At 35.3% G+C, this 20,621-nt stretch carries 24 protein-coding genes and 2 pseudogenes; 19 read left to right on the top strand and 7 right to left on the bottom strand.

What is annotated here, in order from left to right:
* Window positions 1–57: 57 nt before the first annotated feature.
* The gene (locus QUF86_RS27515) at window positions 58–726 is read left to right on the top strand and encodes a DNA alkylation repair protein (RefSeq protein ID WP_289336399.1); all 669 of its coding nucleotides are present in this window, start codon (window positions 58–60) and stop codon (window positions 724–726) included.
* Window positions 727–1,187: 461 nt separating this feature from the next.
* Window positions 1,188–1,382 (top strand): hypothetical protein, encoded by a 195-nt coding sequence (locus QUF86_RS27510; RefSeq protein WP_061463105.1) that lies wholly within the window; start codon window positions 1,188–1,190, stop codon window positions 1,380–1,382.
* A 341-nt stretch (window positions 1,383–1,723) separates the two neighbouring features.
* On the opposite strand, the gene QUF86_RS27505 is transcribed toward QUF86_RS27510, so the two are convergent.
* Window positions 1,724–3,490 carry a GMC family oxidoreductase gene (locus tag QUF86_RS27505; protein WP_289336398.1) on the bottom strand — a complete coding sequence of 589 codons (1,767 nt, stop codon included), beginning with the start codon at window positions 3,488–3,490 and terminating at the stop codon, window positions 1,724–1,726.
* An 847-nt stretch (window positions 3,491–4,337) separates the two neighbouring features.
* Here QUF86_RS27505 and QUF86_RS27500 point away from each other — a divergent pair.
* Complete coding sequence (locus QUF86_RS27500) at window positions 4,338–5,339, top strand: endonuclease/exonuclease/phosphatase family protein (RefSeq protein WP_289336397.1); 1,002 nt, start codon at window positions 4,338–4,340, stop codon at window positions 5,337–5,339.
* 245 nt (window positions 5,340–5,584) lie between these two features.
* On the opposite strand, the gene QUF86_RS27495 is transcribed toward QUF86_RS27500, so the two are convergent.
* Window positions 5,585–6,022, bottom strand: a complete 438-nt coding sequence (locus tag QUF86_RS27495) for a hypothetical protein (protein ID WP_289336396.1) — start codon at window positions 6,020–6,022, stop codon at window positions 5,585–5,587.
* Window positions 6,023–6,235: 213 nt separating this feature from the next.
* The gene (locus QUF86_RS27490; RefSeq protein ID WP_289336395.1) at window positions 6,236–7,480 is read right to left on the bottom strand and encodes an MFS transporter; all 1,245 of its coding nucleotides are present in this window, start codon (window positions 7,478–7,480) and stop codon (window positions 6,236–6,238) included.
* Window positions 7,481–7,754: 274 nt separating this feature from the next.
* Here QUF86_RS27490 and QUF86_RS27485 point away from each other — a divergent pair, with 274 nt between their 5' ends.
* Window positions 7,755–8,333 (top strand): RNA polymerase sigma factor, encoded by a 579-nt coding sequence (locus QUF86_RS27485; protein ID WP_289336394.1) that lies wholly within the window; start codon window positions 7,755–7,757, stop codon window positions 8,331–8,333.
* Window positions 8,323–9,435, top strand: a complete 1,113-nt coding sequence (locus tag QUF86_RS27480; RefSeq protein WP_289336393.1) for a DUF4179 domain-containing protein — start codon at window positions 8,323–8,325, stop codon at window positions 9,433–9,435. The genes QUF86_RS27485 and QUF86_RS27480 overlap by 11 nt, the downstream gene beginning before the upstream one ends.
* Window positions 9,436–9,748: 313 nt before the next feature.
* Here QUF86_RS27480 and QUF86_RS27475 read toward each other — a convergent pair whose 3' ends face one another.
* Entirely contained in the window at window positions 9,749–10,102 is a 354-nt protein-coding gene (locus tag QUF86_RS27475) for a hypothetical protein (RefSeq protein ID WP_289336392.1), read from the bottom strand.
* A gap of 408 nt (window positions 10,103–10,510) precedes the next feature.
* Between QUF86_RS27475 and QUF86_RS27470 the strand changes: the two genes are divergently transcribed.
* Window positions 10,511–10,693 (top strand): hypothetical protein, encoded by a 183-nt coding sequence (locus QUF86_RS27470; protein ID WP_289336391.1) that lies wholly within the window; start codon window positions 10,511–10,513, stop codon window positions 10,691–10,693.
* Window positions 10,694–10,930: 237 nt separating this feature from the next.
* Here the strand turns inward: QUF86_RS27470 and QUF86_RS27465 are convergent, their stop codons facing one another.
* Window positions 10,931–11,782 carry a LysR family transcriptional regulator gene (locus tag QUF86_RS27465; RefSeq protein ID WP_289336390.1) on the bottom strand — a complete coding sequence of 284 codons (852 nt, stop codon included), beginning with the start codon at window positions 11,780–11,782 and terminating at the stop codon, window positions 10,931–10,933.
* A gap of 163 nt (window positions 11,783–11,945) precedes the next feature.
* Between QUF86_RS27465 and QUF86_RS27460 the strand changes: the two genes are divergently transcribed.
* Complete coding sequence (locus QUF86_RS27460; protein ID WP_289336389.1) at window positions 11,946–13,046, top strand: oxidoreductase; 1,101 nt, start codon at window positions 11,946–11,948, stop codon at window positions 13,044–13,046.
* 393 nt (window positions 13,047–13,439) lie between these two features.
* Window positions 13,440–13,727: a hypothetical protein gene (locus tag QUF86_RS27455; protein WP_289336388.1), complete on the top strand. Its 288-nt coding sequence runs from the start codon at window positions 13,440–13,442 to the stop codon at window positions 13,725–13,727.
* Between the two features lie 514 nt (window positions 13,728–14,241).
* Here QUF86_RS27455 and QUF86_RS27450 read toward each other — a convergent pair.
* On the bottom strand, window positions 14,242–14,658 hold the full coding sequence (locus tag QUF86_RS27450; RefSeq protein ID WP_289336387.1) for a hypothetical protein: 417 nt from the start codon (window positions 14,656–14,658) through the stop codon (window positions 14,242–14,244).
* Window positions 14,659–15,051: 393 nt separating this feature from the next.
* Here QUF86_RS27450 and QUF86_RS27445 point away from each other — a divergent pair, with 393 nt between their 5' ends.
* Window positions 15,052–15,369, top strand: a complete 318-nt coding sequence (locus QUF86_RS27445) for a hypothetical protein (protein WP_289336386.1) — start codon at window positions 15,052–15,054, stop codon at window positions 15,367–15,369.
* A gap of 310 nt (window positions 15,370–15,679) precedes the next feature.
* On the opposite strand, the gene QUF86_RS27440 is transcribed toward QUF86_RS27445, so the two are convergent.
* On the bottom strand, window positions 15,680–16,507 hold the full coding sequence (locus tag QUF86_RS27440; RefSeq protein ID WP_289336385.1) for a glycerophosphodiester phosphodiesterase: 828 nt from the start codon (window positions 16,505–16,507) through the stop codon (window positions 15,680–15,682).
* A 347-nt stretch (window positions 16,508–16,854) separates the two neighbouring features.
* On the opposite strand from QUF86_RS27440, the pseudogene QUF86_RS27435 reads away from it, so the two are divergent.
* The 10 genes and pseudogenes from QUF86_RS27435 to QUF86_RS27405 all read left to right on the top strand — a co-directional run.
* A pseudogene (locus tag QUF86_RS27435) lies at window positions 16,855–17,050 on the top strand (integrase core domain-containing protein); the annotation flags it as partial.
* A 204-nt stretch (window positions 17,051–17,254) separates the two neighbouring features.
* Complete coding sequence (locus tag QUF86_RS27430) at window positions 17,255–17,431, top strand: hypothetical protein (RefSeq protein ID WP_289336384.1); 177 nt, start codon at window positions 17,255–17,257, stop codon at window positions 17,429–17,431.
* Window positions 17,401–17,736 (top strand): annotated as a pseudogene (locus QUF86_RS28810) (PhoD-like phosphatase N-terminal domain-containing protein). The gene QUF86_RS27430 and the pseudogene QUF86_RS28810 overlap by 31 nt, the downstream one beginning before the upstream one ends.
* 46 nt (window positions 17,737–17,782) lie before the next feature.
* Complete coding sequence (locus QUF86_RS28805; RefSeq protein WP_353957720.1) at window positions 17,783–17,968, top strand: alkaline phosphatase D family protein; 186 nt, start codon at window positions 17,783–17,785, stop codon at window positions 17,966–17,968.
* Entirely contained in the window at window positions 17,896–18,069 is a 174-nt protein-coding gene (locus QUF86_RS28800) for an alkaline phosphatase D family protein (RefSeq protein ID WP_353957719.1), read from the top strand. Before QUF86_RS28805 ends, QUF86_RS28800 begins: the two co-directional genes overlap by 73 nt.
* Before the next feature lie 437 nt (window positions 18,070–18,506).
* Window positions 18,507–18,788 carry a colicin immunity domain-containing protein gene (locus QUF86_RS27425; RefSeq protein ID WP_289336383.1) on the top strand — a complete coding sequence of 94 codons (282 nt, stop codon included), beginning with the start codon at window positions 18,507–18,509 and terminating at the stop codon, window positions 18,786–18,788.
* A 217-nt stretch (window positions 18,789–19,005) separates the two neighbouring features.
* Window positions 19,006–19,461, top strand: coding sequence for a hypothetical protein (locus QUF86_RS27420; RefSeq protein WP_289336382.1), 456 nt, complete (start codon window positions 19,006–19,008; stop codon window positions 19,459–19,461).
* A gap of 122 nt (window positions 19,462–19,583) precedes the next feature.
* Window positions 19,584–19,919 (top strand): ribonuclease E inhibitor RraB, encoded by a 336-nt coding sequence (locus QUF86_RS27415; protein ID WP_289336381.1) that lies wholly within the window; start codon window positions 19,584–19,586, stop codon window positions 19,917–19,919.
* Window positions 19,912–20,076, top strand: a complete 165-nt coding sequence (locus QUF86_RS27410; RefSeq protein WP_289336380.1) for a hypothetical protein — start codon at window positions 19,912–19,914, stop codon at window positions 20,074–20,076. Before QUF86_RS27415 ends, QUF86_RS27410 begins: the two co-directional genes overlap by 8 nt.
* Window positions 20,073–20,468, top strand: coding sequence for an NUDIX hydrolase (locus tag QUF86_RS27405; RefSeq protein ID WP_289336379.1), 396 nt, complete (start codon window positions 20,073–20,075; stop codon window positions 20,466–20,468). The genes QUF86_RS27410 and QUF86_RS27405 overlap by 4 nt, the downstream gene beginning before the upstream one ends.
* The last annotated feature ends 153 nt before the right edge of the window (window positions 20,469–20,621 follow it).

Genomic DNA, 20,621 nt, shown 5'->3' with positions numbered 1-20,621 from the left:
ATATATCCCGTCAAGGACATATTATGAAACAGTGCTTTAATAAAGGAGTTGTATAAAATGGATGAAAAAAAAGATACAGAAATAAAACGCTCTTCAAAAGCAGAAAACATTCTACCTCAGATCAATAGTAAAACTAAGCTAGGCGACTTACGAAAAATCGCGAAGGACATTAAAAAAGATCACGAACTAGCTATGGAACTTTGGTCAACTGAAGAGTTTTTGCCCAGACTATTAGCAATCTTAATTATGGACAAAAAACTTCTTTCACAAGATGTGCTAAATAAGCTTGATAAGGATATGCAGACTCACACTTTTGATGAGCGAAATAACTTAATGGATTGGTTAATGGCTAATCAGCTCACCAAAGACAAGAAGAAAATTGCATTGATGGAGTCATGGGGAAATAGTCCTTCTGCTCTTCAAAGGCGAGCTTTCTGGTATTATCAAGGGCGATTGAGATGGACTGGACAAACACCACCTGATAACACCGCAGACTTGCTATCTGCATTAGAAGCTAATATTACGCAGGAAGAACCGGAAGTTCAATGGGCTATGAATTTCACCGCAGGCTGGATAGGCGTTTATGATGAAAAGAATCGTGCACGTTGTATTAAACTTGGTGAGAAAACGGGTCTTTACAAAGATGAAATAGTAGCAAAAGGATGTACTCCCAGCTATTTGCCGGAGTTCATTACGATTGAAGTTAACAAACGACATAATAATTAGTTACCTCTGAAAAATTTATTAGGGTTTAATGCAAAAAATAAAGGAATTCAAAGCCTCAATATGAAAATTGTAATAGGCTTGGAACGAAAAATAAAGAAAACAACGCGTTATGGCAGCTAGTTAGTTAAATATGCAAGGAAGATGTAAAGGATTAACCCACTATCTCTTTTTGATCTGTAGGGCGCTTATCTTTAAGAAGAACAACTTTCCAGCTGCGCAGTACAAATATACTGCGTATTCAGACAACATCTGCTTGTACTAATTTTGTGAAAAAATGTACTTAAAGTAACGGGTGCATTAGCGTCATAAGAAGGCCGCCAATTGGCGGCCTTTCGAATATGAGATTATTGATTATTACAATTATCATACTTTCGAATTCAAGTAACCCCCAATTACCGGTCAGTTTAATTGAAGAAGATACTGTATAATATTGATATATTTAATATTTTTGGAGGTCTGAAATGATTAACGGTGGAGATGGATTATTTGCTCTTGTAGCTTTTTTACCTATTATTTTTTATTTAGTTCTTACTGTTTTTGCTATTTATTTTGTAATTAAGGTAATAAAGTTCATGAATGAAAAAATAAAATTAGACAAAGAAAAAAATGAGAAGCTTGATGAATTAATTAAGGTCAATCAAAGTAAAAAAGATTAAATGATTTTATATTAATTCAACAAACGGGCGCTTTTCTTTAATAAGAAGTGTGGCTTTGAAATAAAGTTGAACTGTTTATAAAAAAGTCGCACCGTTTTGAAAAAAGTTTAACCGTTTATAAAAAAGATGAACCGGAATTTCCTATCTCTATAAAGAAGGGATTTCGGTTTTTCTTGTGGATTAAGAATCTGTTAAGTGATAATAAAGTTATTCCATTAAAGGGCCATTTAATTAAATAAGAGGTTGGATACCTTTTTAAGTATCCAACCTCTTCGAGATAGTTTTTTTAAAAGTCTGAAAAGAAGCTCTTTCTAAAACAGAAAGGTCCTTTTTTCTATATCTTACTCCTGGCATTCATCATCTTTACCCTTATCATCACGTTCACAATCCTCAAAATCTTCAAATTCCTCATCATCCACTACATATGGAGAAGAGTCCTCTTGAATAAATCGTACCGCATTTAAACCGATCATCTGAGCAGGCATGCAAGTATTAGCATCTGGTAAAATAGGAGAGACGGAAAGATCAGCGACTTTAAGATTTTTGGTACCAAAAATATTCAGGAATCCATCAACAACTCCTTGTTGAATATTCCTCCCCATTTTACATTGTCCTCCAAAGTGATCGAAACTTGTATATGAAGCCCTGACAAAAGATGCAAGTTGATTTCGTTTTTCTTCTTCATTCGGGTTCAGGAAGATATTCTCAGGAGGGTATACCACATTATAAATGCCACTTGGGTCTAGTTCACGAGCCTTCATCATAATATTGAACGTTTCAATATATTGATCCACCATAAAATTTAAGTCATCCGGATTTTCGAGTGGATTCAAGGTAACCGATGGATAAGCTTCGGGGTCGCTGTGTGCTACCGTTATAGTGCCCCTGCTTTTGGGGTTAAGGTCTACTATCGCAAAACTCATGATATTGCTCGATTTTTTGTCATCAAATTGCCATTGATTAATAAACACATCTTGAATCGGGACAAAAAATGTTAGTGGAACCCCTAATATATGAAGGCGGCGTCCATCTCCATTATCCTTTTTAAACGCACCTAGTGCAAATGGCTGGTTAGGATCAGCAGCCAATACCTGCAGAAGTCGGCTTGTTTCTACTCTTACTCCCATTCCAACAAAAGAATGAGCCTGAAAATTGTGACCAACATTTGGGCTCTCTACCAATGTTGATATCCCTGCTTCAGCCAACTCAGTCGGTCTTCCGATTCCTGAACGTTGTAGAATAACCGAAGAGAAATTACCTGCAGAGACAATGATTCCTTTTCGGGCAAAAGATCTTTCTGACACTCCGTCTCTGACATATTCAACGCCAACAGCAATGTTAACCCCCTTTTTTTCTTTAAATAGAATTTTATTCACTGTAGTTTTTGCGAAAATGACCAATTTTCTCTGACCGACCCCAAACTCATCTGGGTGGACTTCATTCCCCTGTGTAACAATATTTTTATTTAAATACCCAGTTGCAGTAGATGAACGAACAAACATTCCATCTACTTTTTGTTGGGTAAATTGCGATTTAAAAAATGTACAATCTCTTATACCTGTATTGTAATCTTTAACAATTGGGATACCCAAAACAGCTGATGTTGCTTCAGCTAAAGTTTTTATAATCCCACCACCATCAGGAATGATTTGTTGTCTAACAAAAATCGGACCTTTTGTTCCTCGTTCGTTTGGATCTTGTGTCGTTCCTGTATAAGTTTCATTTTTTATGAATAAAGGACGAACATTCTCGTAACTCCATTGTTCTCCGACGAGATTTGCCCACTCATCATAAAGGTTACTGCTTCCACGATCTGCATACATCGCATTATGTTCTGAGCTTCCCCCAATTACTCTGCCACCTGATAATCGAAGCTGACGTCCAATGTTTAACTCCAGTTTAGAAAGAAAATTAAATGAAAACTTATTATCAAATGAAAAAGTAACTGATTCTAAAACAGAAGGACTACTTAGCTCGTTTGTCAAATTTGTTCCTGCTTCAAGGACTAGTAAGGAAGTTTTTTTGTCATCTGTTAATTTTTTAGCAATTACCCCTCCGGCAGTTCCGGCACCAATCACGATATAGTCAAAAAAATTTTTTTTTGACATGCTATCATTCCTTTTCAATATAGGATTTAAAACAAAAAAACATTATTTAACATATGATGCCGGAATACTTCCTATGCTGAAATGATTGGTATTGAAATCACCTTTCTTATTCAAGGTGACATATTAGATACCATCATTAATAAAGTATTACACCTTTATTTTAATTCTCTTATTTCAGATCGGACTGTTTACTTCTCCACTCTATGAGCTTATTTTTTGTAAAATAGGCAGAGAAAGAAATGTGCTTTTCTTATTCAGCAATCGGGCGCTTTAATGGAATAAGGATCACAGAAATGATCAAACTTTTTTATAAAAACAAGATTTAAATCTACTAGATAAGAATCCATATTGATCAATCTTTTTTCAAAATGGATTCTTTTTATTTATCGTAAAATACCGGTTTGTGAGGTGCTTTTGATTAAACTTTATTTCAAAGCTACAAGAAGGCGTCTTTTTGTATTGCACCTGATTCTAGAACAACACATTTTAGGGATAGGATTATGTTAAAGCTTAGAAGAGATTGTGAAGGTTTCTACTTAAACTAACGGGTGCTTTACTTCAATAAGAGGGTTGCTTTGGCAGCTCTTTTTCTTATGGAACTATCGGGGCAGGATAGTTGAAGAAAATAATCATTTCAAAGGTCAAATCTTTTTTGATGTATCAAAAAGAAGTTCGGATTATAACAACTCAAACATTTAACCGTAATGCCTTCCAGCCTCATGAAATAAATGGTGCAATGAGAAACCTAATTTAACGCCAAATTTATCTAAGTAATAGTATAACTGCCGTTTCAATTCTCCATCAATTTAATCTACTACTAGTAGATATTGATTGGAGTGAAGTGTAAATGAATTCAAGAAGCAAACTGGATGTTTCGTTCCTAACATGGAATATTTATCAAGGTTTTGATGTTTTACCATTGTTTAATCCGTCCCTAACCCCAGCGCAACTCCCTCAAGTTGTAACACAAGTCTTTAGGCAATTTCTTGCGACGAATTTTCCTGTTCGTGCCAAGGCAATTGCTAAAGCTATCGCTTCGGAAAAACCTGATCTTATCGGTTTGCAAGAAGCAGTGCGGGTGAATCTAATTATTCCCACTTTCAGAACCGTAACCTATGACTTTATAGAGATATTATTAGAAGCGTTAGAGGAACGAGGTTTGAAATATGAAGTTGCGGCTCGTAATAATAATGCAGAGGCGGAACTTCCAGACAGCAATGAAAACTTAATTCAATTTTTGGAAAGGGATGCAATCCTGATTCGTAAAGACCATAAATTGGATGTAATAAGAAAGCAGGAAGCTAAATTCAAAACCAATCTAACTGCAACCATAGCAGGACAACCTTTTACAATACTCCGAGGATGGTCTTCTATAGATGTTAAGATTGATGGACAAGTTTTCAGAATGATAAATACACGTTTGGATCCAAGTGTTGAAGCCATACGGAATGCCCAAGCACTTGAAATTATTCAAGGACCTGCAAAAACAAGTTTACCAGTTGTTATTACGGGAGATTTGAATGCCCCTCCTAATAGCAGCACTTATAATTTGTTTATTACTGCAGGATTTAAAGATACTTGGAATAAAGTGGGTGAAGGACCAGGGTTTACCCATGAACAGAAACCTGATCTTTTAAATGCGATTTCTACGCTGATTGAAAGATTCGATTATATTTTATTTAAAAACGGCTGGGAACCACTTGAAGTAGAAATAGTTGGAGAATCCCAGAATGACCGAACAAATACAGGGCTTTGGCCATCCGATCACGCAGGAGTATCTGCAAGTTTACATTTAGAGGATCATCATGACCATCACCATGATGAAAGCAGTGACGAATGCAGCAGTTAACATTTGTTTTTAGTTGGAAAGGTGTAGCATCGATTTGTTAAATTCTATCCCCAAGAAACGGTCAATACATGTATGTCTTAATCAACTAACGGGTGCTTTACTTCAATAAGGGAGTTGCTTCGGCAGCTCTTTTTCTTATGGAACTATCGGGGCAGGTTAGTTGCAGAAGGGTTCATTAACGATCAAAGAAAGTACCATTTCTGGTACTGTTTTTGTTGGTTTGGGAACCCTTCAACAGCTAATAACTATTGTTTGTGAAATGTTACTCTTGCAATAGTTGGAACAACGTTATTTTCTTTTGCTAACTGGCTTACAATTTCTCCAATATTTTTTATTGTTTCAACCTGACTTTCTCCAGGTTTTTTCTGAACTTCTAAGTCAATTATTTGATAGTTCACATCGAACTCACCTGTATGAGAATATCTTTTATAACCATGTTCTTTTAACTTTTGATCAACTTTATTGGCAAAATCAGTGTTATTTAACTGTTCCCAAACTTTATCCTGTTCTCTTGATAATTCTGTGTTTTTTATATTCAGCGTTTCTCCTTCTTTTAGGTTAACGATTTTATCTTTTGGATTTTCTTCTTGTGCTTGAACAAATGACTCATTAAAGAAAAAAAGTAACCCAGCAACTAAGCATACTAAAAAATATTTTATTGGAACTAAATAAAATTGTTTCATTATAACTCCTCCTTATTGAAACTTCTATTGTTATGTTTCCTTTGCAAGTTGAATTATATCCATCACTTCATTGATTCGGACCCTGAATTTAATTGAGTTAATTTCCCTTCTTCAACTAACAGGCCTTTTCTTCAATAAGAAAGGTTGCTGAGGCAACCGTTTTCTTATGGCACTAAAGGGGCAGGTTAGCTGCATAAGAGTATATAGCATTTTTTACGTATGCATTTTTTGATTGTTCTCTACTTCACTAAAAATCGACTTATAGATACGATGTTTCATTAGTACGATCAAGCCAATAATAGAGAAAAAATTCACCAGAGATAATATAATAATTGTAAATCGTAGTGGGAAAATATCGGCTACGATACCAACGACTATTACCAAAAGGATTTGCCCAGCACTTTGGATAAGTCCATAAAAGCTAGTCACCCTCCCCATAATTTCAATCGGAACATGAAATTGATAAAATGTGTTGTAGCCAGTGTTAGCAAAAGAATTAAAAAACCCCAATATGACGAACCCTATTGTAATCATTGTGAACGATGTACTGAAGGCATACAGTAAGTAACCGAGTGACATTAGAAGAAGTCCTCCACCAAAGAGAAAACGAATGGATAGTTTTTTTGAAAAAGACGCAACCGTCAATGCTCCTAAAATAGATCCGATGCCTGTAATACTGATGAGCATACTATAATCGAGCTCTGAAAGCCCAATAACTCGCTGAGTAAAGACAACTTCTTGCGTATCCATAGCAAATGTTGTGAACAGTGTTCCTAAATACAGACCAAGTATAAGCATAAAAACGGGTGTTTTTTTTCCAAAAGTAATCACCGTTTTTGCATCGTCTCGAATAGCTGAAAAAGACAATGGATTTTTAAATGACGTTTTTTCTTCCTGTTGATTAGGTAAAAATAAAAACAAGATTGCTGATATTAAAAAAGAGATCGCATTTAAAAAGATGGCTATATCCACTGAACCCATGACAAAAAGCACCCCTGCGATCGCGGGTCCCACAATAAATGCACCCGAACTTGTTAAGGAATAAAATGCATTAAATTGTTTGCGTTGTTCAGCTGGAACAAGTTCCGTAATATAAGTAATCGATGCAGGTGCAAAAAATGCTTTCGCCATGCTCACAAACCACAACAATATGTATATCCCCCATACGGAAGGCATAAAAGGCACCAAGGCGATTAATAATGCCCGAATTAAGTCCGTCCTAATCATTAACTTTTTGCGATTTGCACGATCAATAATACTCCCAGCCCAAAATCTCGTGAAAATCGCAGCAAGTGGTCCAACAATCCACAGACCAGCCACAGCTGCTGCTGATTCTGTCATTTGATACACTAATAAATTTATAGCTACCAAAAATACAAAATCCCCTAGTCCAGATATTCCAACAGCACCTAGTAATAAAGTTGGGAAACGCCATCGTTTCCATTTTTGTTTACTCATATAATCTCCCCTTTACACTATCTGTTCGATACGCCGAAGTTAATTACCTTTAATCAACTAACGGGTGCGTTAGCGCCATAAGAAGGCCGCCAATTGGCGGCCTTTTGAACGTATGATTCTAAAGGTTATGTTACATTGGATGAATTCAGATCTGTTGCTTATTAATAAAACAGATTTTTAGGCTGCGTCTGCAACTTTTTTTATAAAAAGTGAAACCAAACATATCCTGAAAAACGACATACTATTGAACACAGTATAGAGAGGGGACCCTCACTTGAATAATGAACAAAATTTAATGGATCGCATCCGTAAAGGAGATGGGGAGGCATTCAGTCTGCTCGTGGAGGAAGTATTGCCGTCTGCCTATAAAACGGCTTTCCTGATTCTCCGTTCAAAGGATCTTGCTGAAGATGCGGTGCAAAATGCACTTGAAGATTGCTACATTAGCATTATGAAAAATAAAAATATCCAAAAGTTTAAGGCTTGGTTTTATCGGCTTGTATATTTTCGAGCTATTGATATTTACCGTAAAAGCACTCGTATTCATTCTTCTACTATTGAAGAACACCCAGAAGTAATAGTGAAAATGATTTCGGAATCTGCCCAGAACCGCGCAATTCAAAATGAAACGATGAAGGAAATACTTAATTTGATTTTGAACCTTCCAAAAGAACAAAGCGTTCCCATTCTACTTCATTACTATGAAGACCTGCCAATTAAAGAGATAAGTCTCATTCTGGGTGAAAATAGTAACACGATCAAAACGAGGCTGGCGCGGGGAAGAAAAAAACTCGGAGAAATAATGCAAAAGAACGATAAATATCTGCTGGAGGTTAAATCTTATGAGATATAAGGAAGAAGATAAGCAGACATTGGAGGAACAGCTCCAAATCCCAATATCTCTCGAGAGGTTTACAAAGGAACTTCCTAAAAGGTATAGGGATGGAGAGTTTGCTGAAAGTAGAATAGAACAAGTGAATCAGGAATGGGCTCATTTTCAACGGAGTATGAGAAAGCAATGGTCTTTTGGTAAAAAGATTGCCGCCTTCACGATTGCAGCAGCAGCTAGTTTGGTTCTATTTATGGGGTCGGGATTCGTATCACCGACGATGGCAAAAATGATCGCAAAAATCCCGCCACTAAGTGCGATTTATAATCGACATGATGAAAGCCTTGATGTCTCAATTAAAAAGGAATTGAAAAAAGAAGGCTACCCAGTGAAAGAAGTAACACTGATTGTGGGGGGAAGCGAAGGAGAAGTCTGGATTTTCGTCGATACTCCTGAGGAAAAGATAAAGAAAATGAGGCCTGCAATCAAAAAGGTAGCATTTAAAATTATGCATGGAGAACCATATAAAGGAAAAACGATAGAGGACTATTCAGTTAAGGTAATGAAATTTGTTGCTGAACCCCCTCAGAATAAAAGGGAGGCAGAAAGGGACAAGGAAATTACCGAGGCTTTCGAAATTGTTAATCCCGTTCTGAAATCATACGGATATGAAAATGCTTTATCAGCTAGCCCAGAAACTATTGAACTTGAATTCCCTAATACTGAAAGCAAAGAGAAGATTGCTGAAATTCAAAAAGCAGTGGAAGATGCATTAAAAACTGCTGGGAATAATTCCTTTAAAGTTAAAACTAAAACCTTTAATCTAGCTAAAAGAGAGCATTACAGCCGTTGGTCTGATGCGGTTACGGGAATTGGACATGAATTCATGACCTATAAAAAATATTATGTTTCCAGTGTTGGTTACAAAAGCATTGACGGGGAAAAAATGCAGATTGAAATTCGCATGAATCTGCTAAGCACTGATTTGAAAACAGCTGACCTAGCAAAGGAGCTTAACATCATGATTGAAGACTTCATCCATTCAGAGGAAATCTGGCAAAAAGTAAAGGACGATCCGTACGAAATCATCATTACTAGTAAAGATAAGAAAAGGATGAATGAATAAAGCATTAATTAGAAAAGGGCCAATGTAAAAATGGCCCTTTTCTAATGGATCAAGGTCATGAACGAAAGTAACATAAAGGATATTAGTTAACATAAAGTCCCTTACGGGAAGCTACCAACATAGCAAAACCCTAAATTCGGCCAAAATCGGTCAAATTCAGGTTTTTTGTGGTTGGGAAATAAGGGGCAAAGAACTCCTATAATCTAAAATTGCGTTCTTCTATTTTCGCCAGATTACTCTTATTTACTAGTTAATTTCCCATTAAGTTTGAAGTAACCTCTCCAAAAAAACTGTCTTTAGCTAGACAGTTTTTTTATTTTGAAAATATTTTATTCCACCAACTTTTTCCCTTTACTTCTACTTCTTCACTGGTTGCAACTTGTTTTTCGGCTTCTTCACTGACGGCAACCTGTTTTTCTGTTTCTATTGTCTGCTTTAAAGCATTTATTATCTCATGTTGTTTTTTCAATTGTTCAATTAACACTAGGTTAAATTCTTCCTGTTTATTCATCTTCTCATGTAACACGCTGTTAGATTTTTGTAGGTTTTCAAGGACTTCAATCGCATTTATTTTTTGCTCATCATCCTCAATAACAATCGTTGTAAGGAATCCATGATTGGAAAGTTCAGTTTCTATTCGTTGGACATTGTAATTTTTCTCATACATCTCACGGATCGTGAGAAGAGTCTCCAAGCTGTCCTCATGAATAAAAATGCTTCTATGTTGCTTCTTTGTCTTTAAATGGTGACCGTGCCTGTCCATATATCTTCTGATAGTCATCGTTGAAGATAAAGTTTTAGGTTCTGAGTTAAATAGTGCTGATGCTCATACTCCGAGCTCAATGAAATTTCCTAGTGCTGGTGTATGGAACTTAGATGCTTATGTTGATGGAGAACTGTTTGGAAATATTATTGTGGAAATTAAATAACTCTTTTTAATGAACAAACAGGTGCGTTAGCTGAAGATCTGGGCTGTCTTTAAGGCAGCTTTTTCTTTATGCAACTAACGGGGCAGGTTAGTTCAACAATTCATTTGCTTTTTTTTGGTAATATTGATAAAGGGTGGTGAGGAATTATGAAAAAGAATTATACGGTTTTCTTTTTACTTTTGTTTATTGTAGCTATTTCTAGTGGTATGGCACTTAAAAATTATTTTGACTATTCTATGATTATTGGAGTTAGTTTAGCGACAGTATCTTTATTAGCTGCTGGGTTTTCGCTTGGAAAAAGGAACAAGGTAAATAATTCATATCATTAAATTGATCTTTAAGCTAACGCGTGCTTTACATCAATAAGGGAGGTTGCTGAAGCAACCTTTTTTATTTTGTGAAGAGATGTACTTAAACTAACGGGTGCGTTAGCTAAAGTTCGGAGCTGTCTTTAAGGCAGCTTTTTCTTATGGAACTATCGGGGCAGGATAGTTGCATAAAGAAGTTCATTAAAAGGAAAAGAAACCGTCGTATGAATGGTCTTTTTTCCTTTTATTTATTTATTATTAATCCCAATGTTTTGCATTGTCTCTTATTAAAGAAATCATGCTAATGATTGAGGGTGAAAGCCATTTGTCTTTATGGTACGCAAGAAATGTAGAAATGCCAGGATGTTCTGGTGAAATTTGCTCACCATGTAGTTTATTGCTCTCCAATTCTTCTTTAACTGAAAAGTAAGGAACCAACGAAATACCTAAACCACTCCTGACACATTGCTTAATTGCTTCAATGCTTTGAAAGTCTAGACTTTCCTTAACATCCATTTGTTTAAACTGTATATAGTGCTCGAACACAGACTTATAACTACATGATCGCTCAGTATAAAGTACGGTTCTTATATCTTCTTGTACTGGCGGACTTATCAAAACCATTCTTTCTCTTTTCAATTTTTCACAGTGAAGATCCGGAATAGACCAATCATCTTTTTCTAATAATAAAGCCAGGTCAATATCCCCGTTTTGAAGATTTGATGCAACATCATAATTGTCAATAGATTTAAGTGAAAGGTTAACTTTCGGGTAAGACTTTTTATACTTAAGAAGAATGGAAGGGATACGACCTATAGTAAGTGATTCCGATATACCAATAGTAAGATCACCTGTGGGTTCTTCATTTGTGTTTAATGCTTGGGAATAAAGGTCTATAATCTTAACGGCATAAGAAAGAAAATGATGTCCATAATGGGTTAACACGACTTTTTTTCCTAGCCGATCAAACAAAGGCTTTCCTATCTCTTCCTCCAATTCTTTAATATGTGTTGTTACAGATGATTGGGCATAACCAAGATGTGTAGCTGCTTTTTTAAATCCCCCTTTGTCCACAATTGTTTTGAGTGTTATTAAGTGACGAAGCTCCATAAATACTTATATCCTCCTTTAGTTCAATTTTATTGAACTAACAGTTCGTTTATATCTATTTTACTAAACTAATGAGATGAATTACAATTAAGATACTTTATTAGGATAATTTTACGACTTGGGAGTATCACAATAAATAACAGTGTAAGAAGGAGTTTTGACTATGCCAGAGACAAAAACGTTATTTGAGACTGTAGAATTAGGTAATACAACACTAGATAATCGTATAGGAGTTGCACCAATGACTCGAATCAGTGCAACATCTGAAGGATTAGTAACTGATCAGATGGTATCGTACTACACATCTTTTGCCCGAGGTGGTTTTGGGCTTGTCATTACAGAAGGAACTTATATTGATGACAAATATAGTCAAACATATTTGGATCAACCTGGAATTGCTTATGATGAACAAGCTCAAGCGTGGAAGAAAGTTGTAGACTCTGTACATCAAGCAGGGGCAAAAATTATTATGCAATTACAGCATACGGGTTCCCTTTCTCAAGGAAACCGGTTTAATCAGGAAACTATAGCTCCTTCTGCTGTACAACCAAAAGGGGAACAATTAACATTTTATTTGGGGGAAGGACCTTTCCAAACTCCAAGAGATGCAACAAAAGACGAAATAACTGAAGTAGTAACCGGCTTTATTAATGCTGCAAAACGTGCTAAATCAGTTGGATTTGATGGAATTGAAATTCATGGAGCAAATGGTTATTTTCTTGATGAGTTCCTTACAGATTATTTAAATCAGCGTACAGATGAATACGGTGGTTCTACGGAAAATGGGGTTCGTTTATTAGTAGAAGTTTCTAAAGCAGTTCGAGAAGCAGTTGGTAAGAACTTCACCATTGGTATTAGAATATCACAAGCGAAAGTAAATGATTACACACACAAGTGGGCAGGAAAAGAACAAGATGCTAAAGTCATCTTTGGTCAATTAGGAAACGCCGGTCTTGACTATATCCATGTTACGGAATACGAAGCATGGAAACCTGCATTCGATACAAGTGAAGCATCACTTGCGGCTTTGGCAAAGAAATACGGGAGACTTCCCATAGTAGTCAATGGACAATTAGAAAATCCCGAAAGAGCCAGACATATTATTGAAAAAGGAGAAGCTGATGTAATTGCTTTAGGCAAGGGAGCATTAGCTAACCATGATTGGCCTAAAAAAGTGAGAAATGAAGAATCATTAGAAAAATTCAAGTCAGAAGAAGTGTTAAGGCCAACTGCAAAAATTAAAGATTTTGAAATTAAATATTGATTTAAAAATTGGAAATAGTCGATTCCTTTACATACATGGAATCGACTATTTCCACTTATTATAGAAGGGTTTACAAAATTCTCAGGATGCTTTTTAACTTTTCAATAAATATATGGGTTAATGATTGTGAAGAAATGTACTAAAACTAACGGGTGCGTTAGCTGAAGATCGGAGCTGTCTTTAAGGCAGCTCTTTTCTTATGCAACTAACGGGGCAGGATAGTTGAAGAGTGCTGTTTGACCTTTGTTCAACAATTGGGCCATTTTGTTAAAGATACTTCTTAAAGATGGTTGGATATTTATGTTAAAATCAGGGGGATATACATCAATCTAAATCAGCAGAGGTACTTATATATATGGGGATTGTGAAATTTAGAGAGGGGAGTAACAAAAGATGGCATTTGCCGTAGGGTATGGAATTGCATTTATAGGAGCACTTGTAGCTTATCAACTTAGCAAAGGTAAGTCGAAAAAAAGAAAACACATTGTTTGGGGTATTGCTCTTATGTTGGCAATTTCACCATTCTTATCTTTTGCGGTTGGGCTAACATACGCATTTATTGTTGGGAATGGTTGGGCAGCTTTGATTATGTGGTACTTGTTCCCAATAGGTTTCATCATAGGACTTATTATGCTACTGGTAGGCATATTTAAGAAAAAAGAAATAGAGAAGGTCATGTAACTTCTTCAACTAAAGGGCGCGATTCTTTAATAAGAATCGCTTTTCTTAATGAACTAACAGGTGCCTTACTTCATTAAAAAATAGTAAAATGGAAGAGGTTTTGTATGAGAATTAATGAGAATGAGAAAAATAATTTATGGAAATCTTTAATAAATAATGGGTTTTTGAGTGCCCTTTTTGTTATGTTAATAGGAATTATAGTTTTGATTTATGTACTAATCTAATTTACTTGTTCAACGTGTGGCTTTACTTCAATATAGAGTAAAGCCTTTTTCTTATTCAATGAGCAAATCTCTTCTATTAAACAAAACCAGCTAAGTTTGTGATTTAATACACTTAAACTAACGGGTGCATTAGTTCTTTAAGACAAATAAAAAATCGATTTCTTAATGCACAGGAAATCGATTTTTTGATTTGAAATTGTTGGTGATACCCCTTAACGTTGTATATCCGCATTTTCCTGTCGCTACCCCATCTAATAGAAAAAGGCATCATATTAAATATGGTGTCTTTTTTATTTTAAAGGAATTTCGAAATCTCCAATAGTCAAAGTGTTCCCGTCTTTTATTTTGTAATTTTTACGATATAATTCCATCATAATATCGCCAGCTTGATCTGTGCTGTCTTTATATTCGGATTGAGGTTTATAAGTAAAAGGGAAGACTTTTTTATATACTTGAACTGAATTTCCTCTGTATTTTTCTCCAATGATTTTGTAAGTATGATAGCTTACTGCGTAGTCATCCTTTAAACCTCGATCTTCTATTATATGATACTCTTGGGCAATGTAAAGTCTAGGTAAAATAGAAATGACAAGGACAATAAATATGACAAGACTTATAATTAGTGGAATTTTTGTATTTTTGAAATATAAGAATGAAGCTATCCAATAAATAGTTAAAAAGAAGAAATCAGGGATCAGTGTTCCCATAATAAACTCTTTTCCATCAAGAGAGATAAGAGCAAATTCTAAAGAAAGTAGAACCAACATTACAAGCCGTAGACTTAAATAAACTACAGATAAAGAAATAAAAAACAAGTAAACGTTATTTTTAATTCCTTTTGTTGAAGCTAATAATCGGATGTTATCTGAAGCTCTTCAATTGTTAATTGATTATCTTATGAAGTAAAAAGTTTATTCTTGAAGATTTAAAAAGAAAATATAGTTATTAAGCTAACGGGTGCTTTACTTCAATAACAAGGGTTGCTGCGGCAGCTTTTTTTTCTTATGGAACTAACGGGGCAGGTTAGCAGAATAACAAGCAATATGAAATAATGGTTTAAATACAGTATTTTTACAGAATCTTATTAGTGAGGTGAAAAAATGAATAATAACACAGGTAAATATAATGTAGGATATACGCTTTTTAAACCAACAGGAGTACATCACGAATTTCCTCTTGTCGATTTAGTGAAGCAACAAGTAATCGGCACTGTATCATACAAAGAAAAAACATATATGACTGTTGTTATTGATTTAAAAGCAGATACTGTACAAGTCCAGGGAGACGTTGATGATCTGGGAGATTTAAGTATGGATAGAGATTCTTACATTGATATGTTCAAACAACAGGCGAAATTTTTTATGGAGAACAATATCTCCAATCCGAAAGAGTATTATGATGAATTAATTAATAAATAATCAATCTTCGTAAACTAACAGGTGCGTTAGCTTAAGGAAAGGCATTTATTTTGCTAAGCCACATTGATTCCTTCACGTTCCGTCTTCGAATGCAATCTCATTCATTTCCACCATCCAGGAAGGAAAGGGGTATCCATGACCACTATATCCAGTCATTCCTGGCAGATATGAAACGTTCAGAGTTCGGGGTAAGTTCAGACTTACTTCGATACAGGTTCTTTGAAACCCTATTAGTTTGTCAGCAGCCCTAGCTAGCTCTTTTTCCATAAATAAATGATTGCATGAATCTTAAAAAGGATGAAAGGTTAGTTTAGTTTCTTAGATCTACATAATCTGGAAAGTCTGTAATGATTGCGTCCACATTCATGCTTAAAAGAAATTCAGCTGATTCATGGCTGCGTACTGTCCATGAAGAAATTTTCATTCCGTGTGAGTGTACTTGATTAACTAAATCTTCCGTAACAATTCCATAGATCGGGTTAAAGTAATCAGCGTAGGTAGCAAAATCTTCTAATGCTTGCTCTGTTGTATGAGCTTTAGAAGATGTCAGTACTCCGATGGGAACCTTTGGAAGAAGAGCATCTATTTTTTTCATTGATTCAAAATTAAATGATTGGATGATGATTTTTTCATTTTGCGGGTAATCAAGATTGCGTTCTATTAATTCCTGGGCCACGCTTTCTTCAATTCCTGGATAGAGCTCTGGGGACTTTAATTCTATTAAAATACCAATTTTCCCGTGATATCGATCGAGAACTTCTCCAAATGTAGAGATTTTTTCTCCAGTAAATTGTTCTCCCTTCCAGCTACCAGCATCCAGACTTCTCAGCTGTTCGAAAGTCAAATCCTTAATATATCCAGTACCATCTGTTGTTCGATCAACTTTGTTATCATGCATCACGACCAGTTCTCCATCTTTACTTCTTTGAACATCAATTTCAATATAGTCTACTTTCATTTCCAATGCTTTGTCAAATGCAGCAATGGTGTTTTCTGGTGCGTACCCTGATGCCCCGCGGTGAGCTATGGTGTCCATTTTCCTTAAATCCCCAGTTGTTTCTGGAGCGCACGCCTGGTGAAACGGACTAAATAATAGGGCAAGAGCAAAGCCCGCGCCTAATAATGTTTTCTTATTCATATCTTTATCTCCAATGCCAAATTATTTTTTGGCTAAGTTATGAAAATGTAAAAAATCAGAATTTTCAGCACGTTTTGTTTACAAAACGATTGTTTCTAGAAACATAGAAAAAGATGGCAGCTGGAGATTGTAATGCTTCATTTAAAGGTGTTGTTCTGGTACTAATACTTCAGGATAATCGCAAGTAACTCTAAATCTCGGACATACTGATACTACTACTACTTTAAGAAATGTGATCTGACCCCAAAAATTAAATACTAGTAAAAAAACTACACAACCTTTCAATATTCATTAGAGAAACTAAACATACTAAAAAAACTGTCTAGTGGAGTTAGTATAGTTTCATGGACACATTTTATATTGAATCCTTTCATGCCCTACTAAAAGGAAGAAGTCAACCACGTACAATAGGTAGACTATCAAACGGCTAAATTAGCGATGTTCCAATTTATTGAAGGTTGGTATAACCGAAAAAGAATTCACAGCAGCTTGGGCTATCAAACCCCACAGGCCATTGAAGATCGAATTAGGAATACAGCTTAAGACTTAACTTTTTAGTGTCCAAAATATTGACTGAAATCCAGTATTTGTTAATTCATTTACAACTTTGTTAAATATCTATAGTTTGTATATAGTTTCCGTAAATTTGGTCATGTCCTCTCCCAATCATGTTATTTATATATAATATGTCAGATTATTTGACAAGGTTCGACAATAACTTACATATCTTCTTAGGGGGAGTAAAAGTTGAGGTACGAAAAATGGTTGAACGAATTTAATTCTAAAAAATTGAGTAGCAGAAATTTTTTGGGTACATCTTCCAAAGTAGCTTTAGCTACAACAATTGGGCTAACAATCTCTAATTCATTGGCAAATAAGGATGTAGAAGCTTTATCACATTTAATGAATATCCATTTACTCTAGGAGTTGCATCCATTGATCCGTTACCAGATGGCGTCGTATTATGGACAAGATTAGCTCCTGATCCTACTGCTGGAGATGGTTTAGGTGGGATGATGGATAAAAGTATTCGTGTCGAGTAGGAAATGGCAGAAGATGAAAAGTTTAATAAGGTAGTAAGACACGGAACAGAGGTAGCAATGTCAGAGCTTGCTCATTCTGTTCACGCAGAAGTATATGGCCTGAAACCGGGATGGGAGTATTATTATCGATTTAAAACTGGAAACGAGATAAGTCCAGTAGGAAGGACCAAAACGGCTCATGCATGAGGAACACATTTAAACAGTCTTTCGTTTGCGTTTTTGCCAACTCTGGGTGGGAGGCCGTTACGTTGCCTACCGTGATATGGCACAGGGTGACTTCGATTTTGTTTTCCATCTTGGAAACTATATCTATGAGAAAAAGACCTCGGAAACCCTTGCAGATTTCTGTATCTACATGCCCTTTATAAAACTTCACCAGACTTACAGGCTGCCCATGCAGCGTTTCCGTTTATTGTAACGATGGATGATCAAGAGGTAGAAAACGACTGGGCGAATGGCATTTCACAACCGGATGGGGAGGAATCCAATCAGAATTTTCTTGCCGTTCGGGCTGCATAGTTCCAGGCATATTATGAGCATTTGCCTAACTTTTACGTAATGCAGTATCCGCGCAATAATAGAGTAGGGGCTTTAAAGGTTCTTTTTTATTACACATTTTTTAGTTTACATAACATGGAATTTTAGGAAGTAGCTAAAAAAGCCAAATCCATGTGTATCAGGGATTTGGCTCTTAGTCGTTTTTTATCGTTTATTCAGGATTTTATACACCCTTGATGTAGCAAGGGTTTGCTAGCTTATAAGACTCATATAACAGACCTATTCTTTGCATAAAAAATATAAAACACCTTATTAAGCTAACGGGTGCGTTAGCTTAATATTGGAGCTGCCTTATAGACAGCTTTTTCTTTATGCAACTATCGGGGCAGTTTAGTTCATTAAGAAATGTTATAATATCACTAATTTACCTTTGGATTCTCTATTGAGAGGGGATAAAAATGTTTGTAAACAAATATAAGAATATACTGGTGGATTTTTTAGAGAGGAAGATTTCTGCAGATGAATTTCAAACTCGTTATATGAAAAATTTCATAAAGTGGAATGATAAGTTCGATGAGACGTTTTTTGAAATACTGAATGGGGTGTTTGAGACAGCAGATTGTTACTGGCACGAGTGTCTTCCTGGACAAGAGACTTCCTTTGAAATTTCTGAACAACAATTAAGAAATGATATAAATGAATCATTAATTAAATTAAATATATTGTTAGATAGCCGATAGCTCTTTTTCAGCTAACGGGTGCGATACTTCAATAAGAGGTATCGTTTTTCTTATAGAACTAAAGGGTGCGTTAGCTGAAGATTGGAGCTGTCTTTAAGGCAGCTTTTTCTTATGGAACTAACGGGGCAGTTTAGTTCCATAAGAGAAGGAACGCTTGATCTATTTATTGAACATATTGGTATGGCTTATATATTTTTTATAGTGGAGGTGTTGTGTTATGAAAAAGTATGAAAAAATGTTAATTGCGATTAAGGATGCGGATTTTAATTGTTTTGCTAATAAGGGAGATTGGCTTTATATTGCGAATAATAAGGATACAAAAAAGGGGCTATTTAGATTACCTAACTATATATATTACTTTGTGTCTATAGATGATGAGCGTATGCCTTCTGAAATTGGAGTAGTAAAAAAAATTAATGGTCATATCACTGCAAAAGAACTTGCTGAACTTGATTATAAAAGTAGAAAAAAAGATATTTCGCTTCTGACTGATGAAACTGTGAAAGAATATGAATGGTTTTTAGAAAAAGTTAATGCTCAGCCAGAACATACTCCTATGGCTGTAACTTGGTTTGAAAAAGTCTTACCTAAAAAAGAAAAAGAATTAAGAGTACATAAAAAGTTCTTCACGGGTCTATCAAAAGAAGAGAAAAAAGAATTGTTTGAAATCTAACACTGAACAATTAACTAAGGGTGGCGTTAGCTTAAGATCGGAGCTGACTTTAAGGCAGGTTAGTTGAAGTAAAATATCGAGAAGAACTAATTCACTACTCAAGAATGAAGGGACGATAAATAATGAAATTATTCCCTAAAAAATTCCCTAACGATGAAGATGGACAAGTGCTAAAAATGCTATATAAACAAGGTGTGGATTTTAAAGAATCACAAGATGTAGATTTTTTTGTTGCAGTTCCAGATAAAAAGAGTGGTGAATCTGTATTAAATGCATTAAGAGGTGCTGGCTTTAATTGTGAATTAGAAAAAGATGATGAAACAGAAGATTGGACTTGTTATTGTTTTATAAAAATGTTTTTAAATTACGAAGATATTATTGATATACAAAAACGAATTGATGAATTAAGTAAACCTTACGATGGATACACAGATGGATGGGGAGTTATGGTTGATTGAGTTAATAGCTGTTCTTGTAATAAAATCACCAGTTCTTAATGAACTAAAGGGTGCTTTACTTCATTACCAGGAGCTGATCAGCAGCTCCTTTTCTTATGGAACTAAAGGGGCAAGTTATTTCAATAAAGTGCATACAATAAGGGAGGATTATGTGTGAGAGATAGAGGTTCGGTAGTGATTGTAGAAAATAACAAGATTGGACTGATTAAAAGAATTAGGAACGGTTCTGTTTACTATGTTTTTCCTGGTGGTGGAATTGAAGAGGGTGAAAATCCTGAAACAGGGGCAAAAAGAGAAGCCTTTGAGGAATTAGGTGTAAAAGTCAACGTAAATGAGTGCTTTGCAAAGGTTGAGTTTAACGGTACACAATACTTTTTCTTAGCTGAAATTATCGAAGGAACTTTTGGTACTGGACAAGGTGAAGAATACATCTATGAAAATAGAGATAGAGGTACATATCTGCCAATATGGGTAGATATAGAAAAACTATCACTCCTTGACGTTAAACCGAAAGAAGTTGCTTTAAAAGTACAATCCATCTTCAAATAACTGGTACTTTACTTCAATAAGGGAGGTTGCTGATGGCAGCCTTTTTCTTATGGCACTAAAGGGGCTAGTTGCATAAGAATTTTATGTTATTCACTAACGTGCCAGGCTAAATTATCAAACTCAGTATTGTCTTTTTGGGTTAATATTGAGATA

This window comes from Peribacillus sp. NJ11, from assembly GCF_030348405.1.
In the GTDB taxonomy this organism is placed as follows: Bacteria; Bacillota; Bacilli; order Bacillales; family DSM-1321; genus Peribacillus.
Note: the sequence above shows the minus strand (reverse complement) of the source record. Positions and strands in the feature narration are given on the sequence as shown.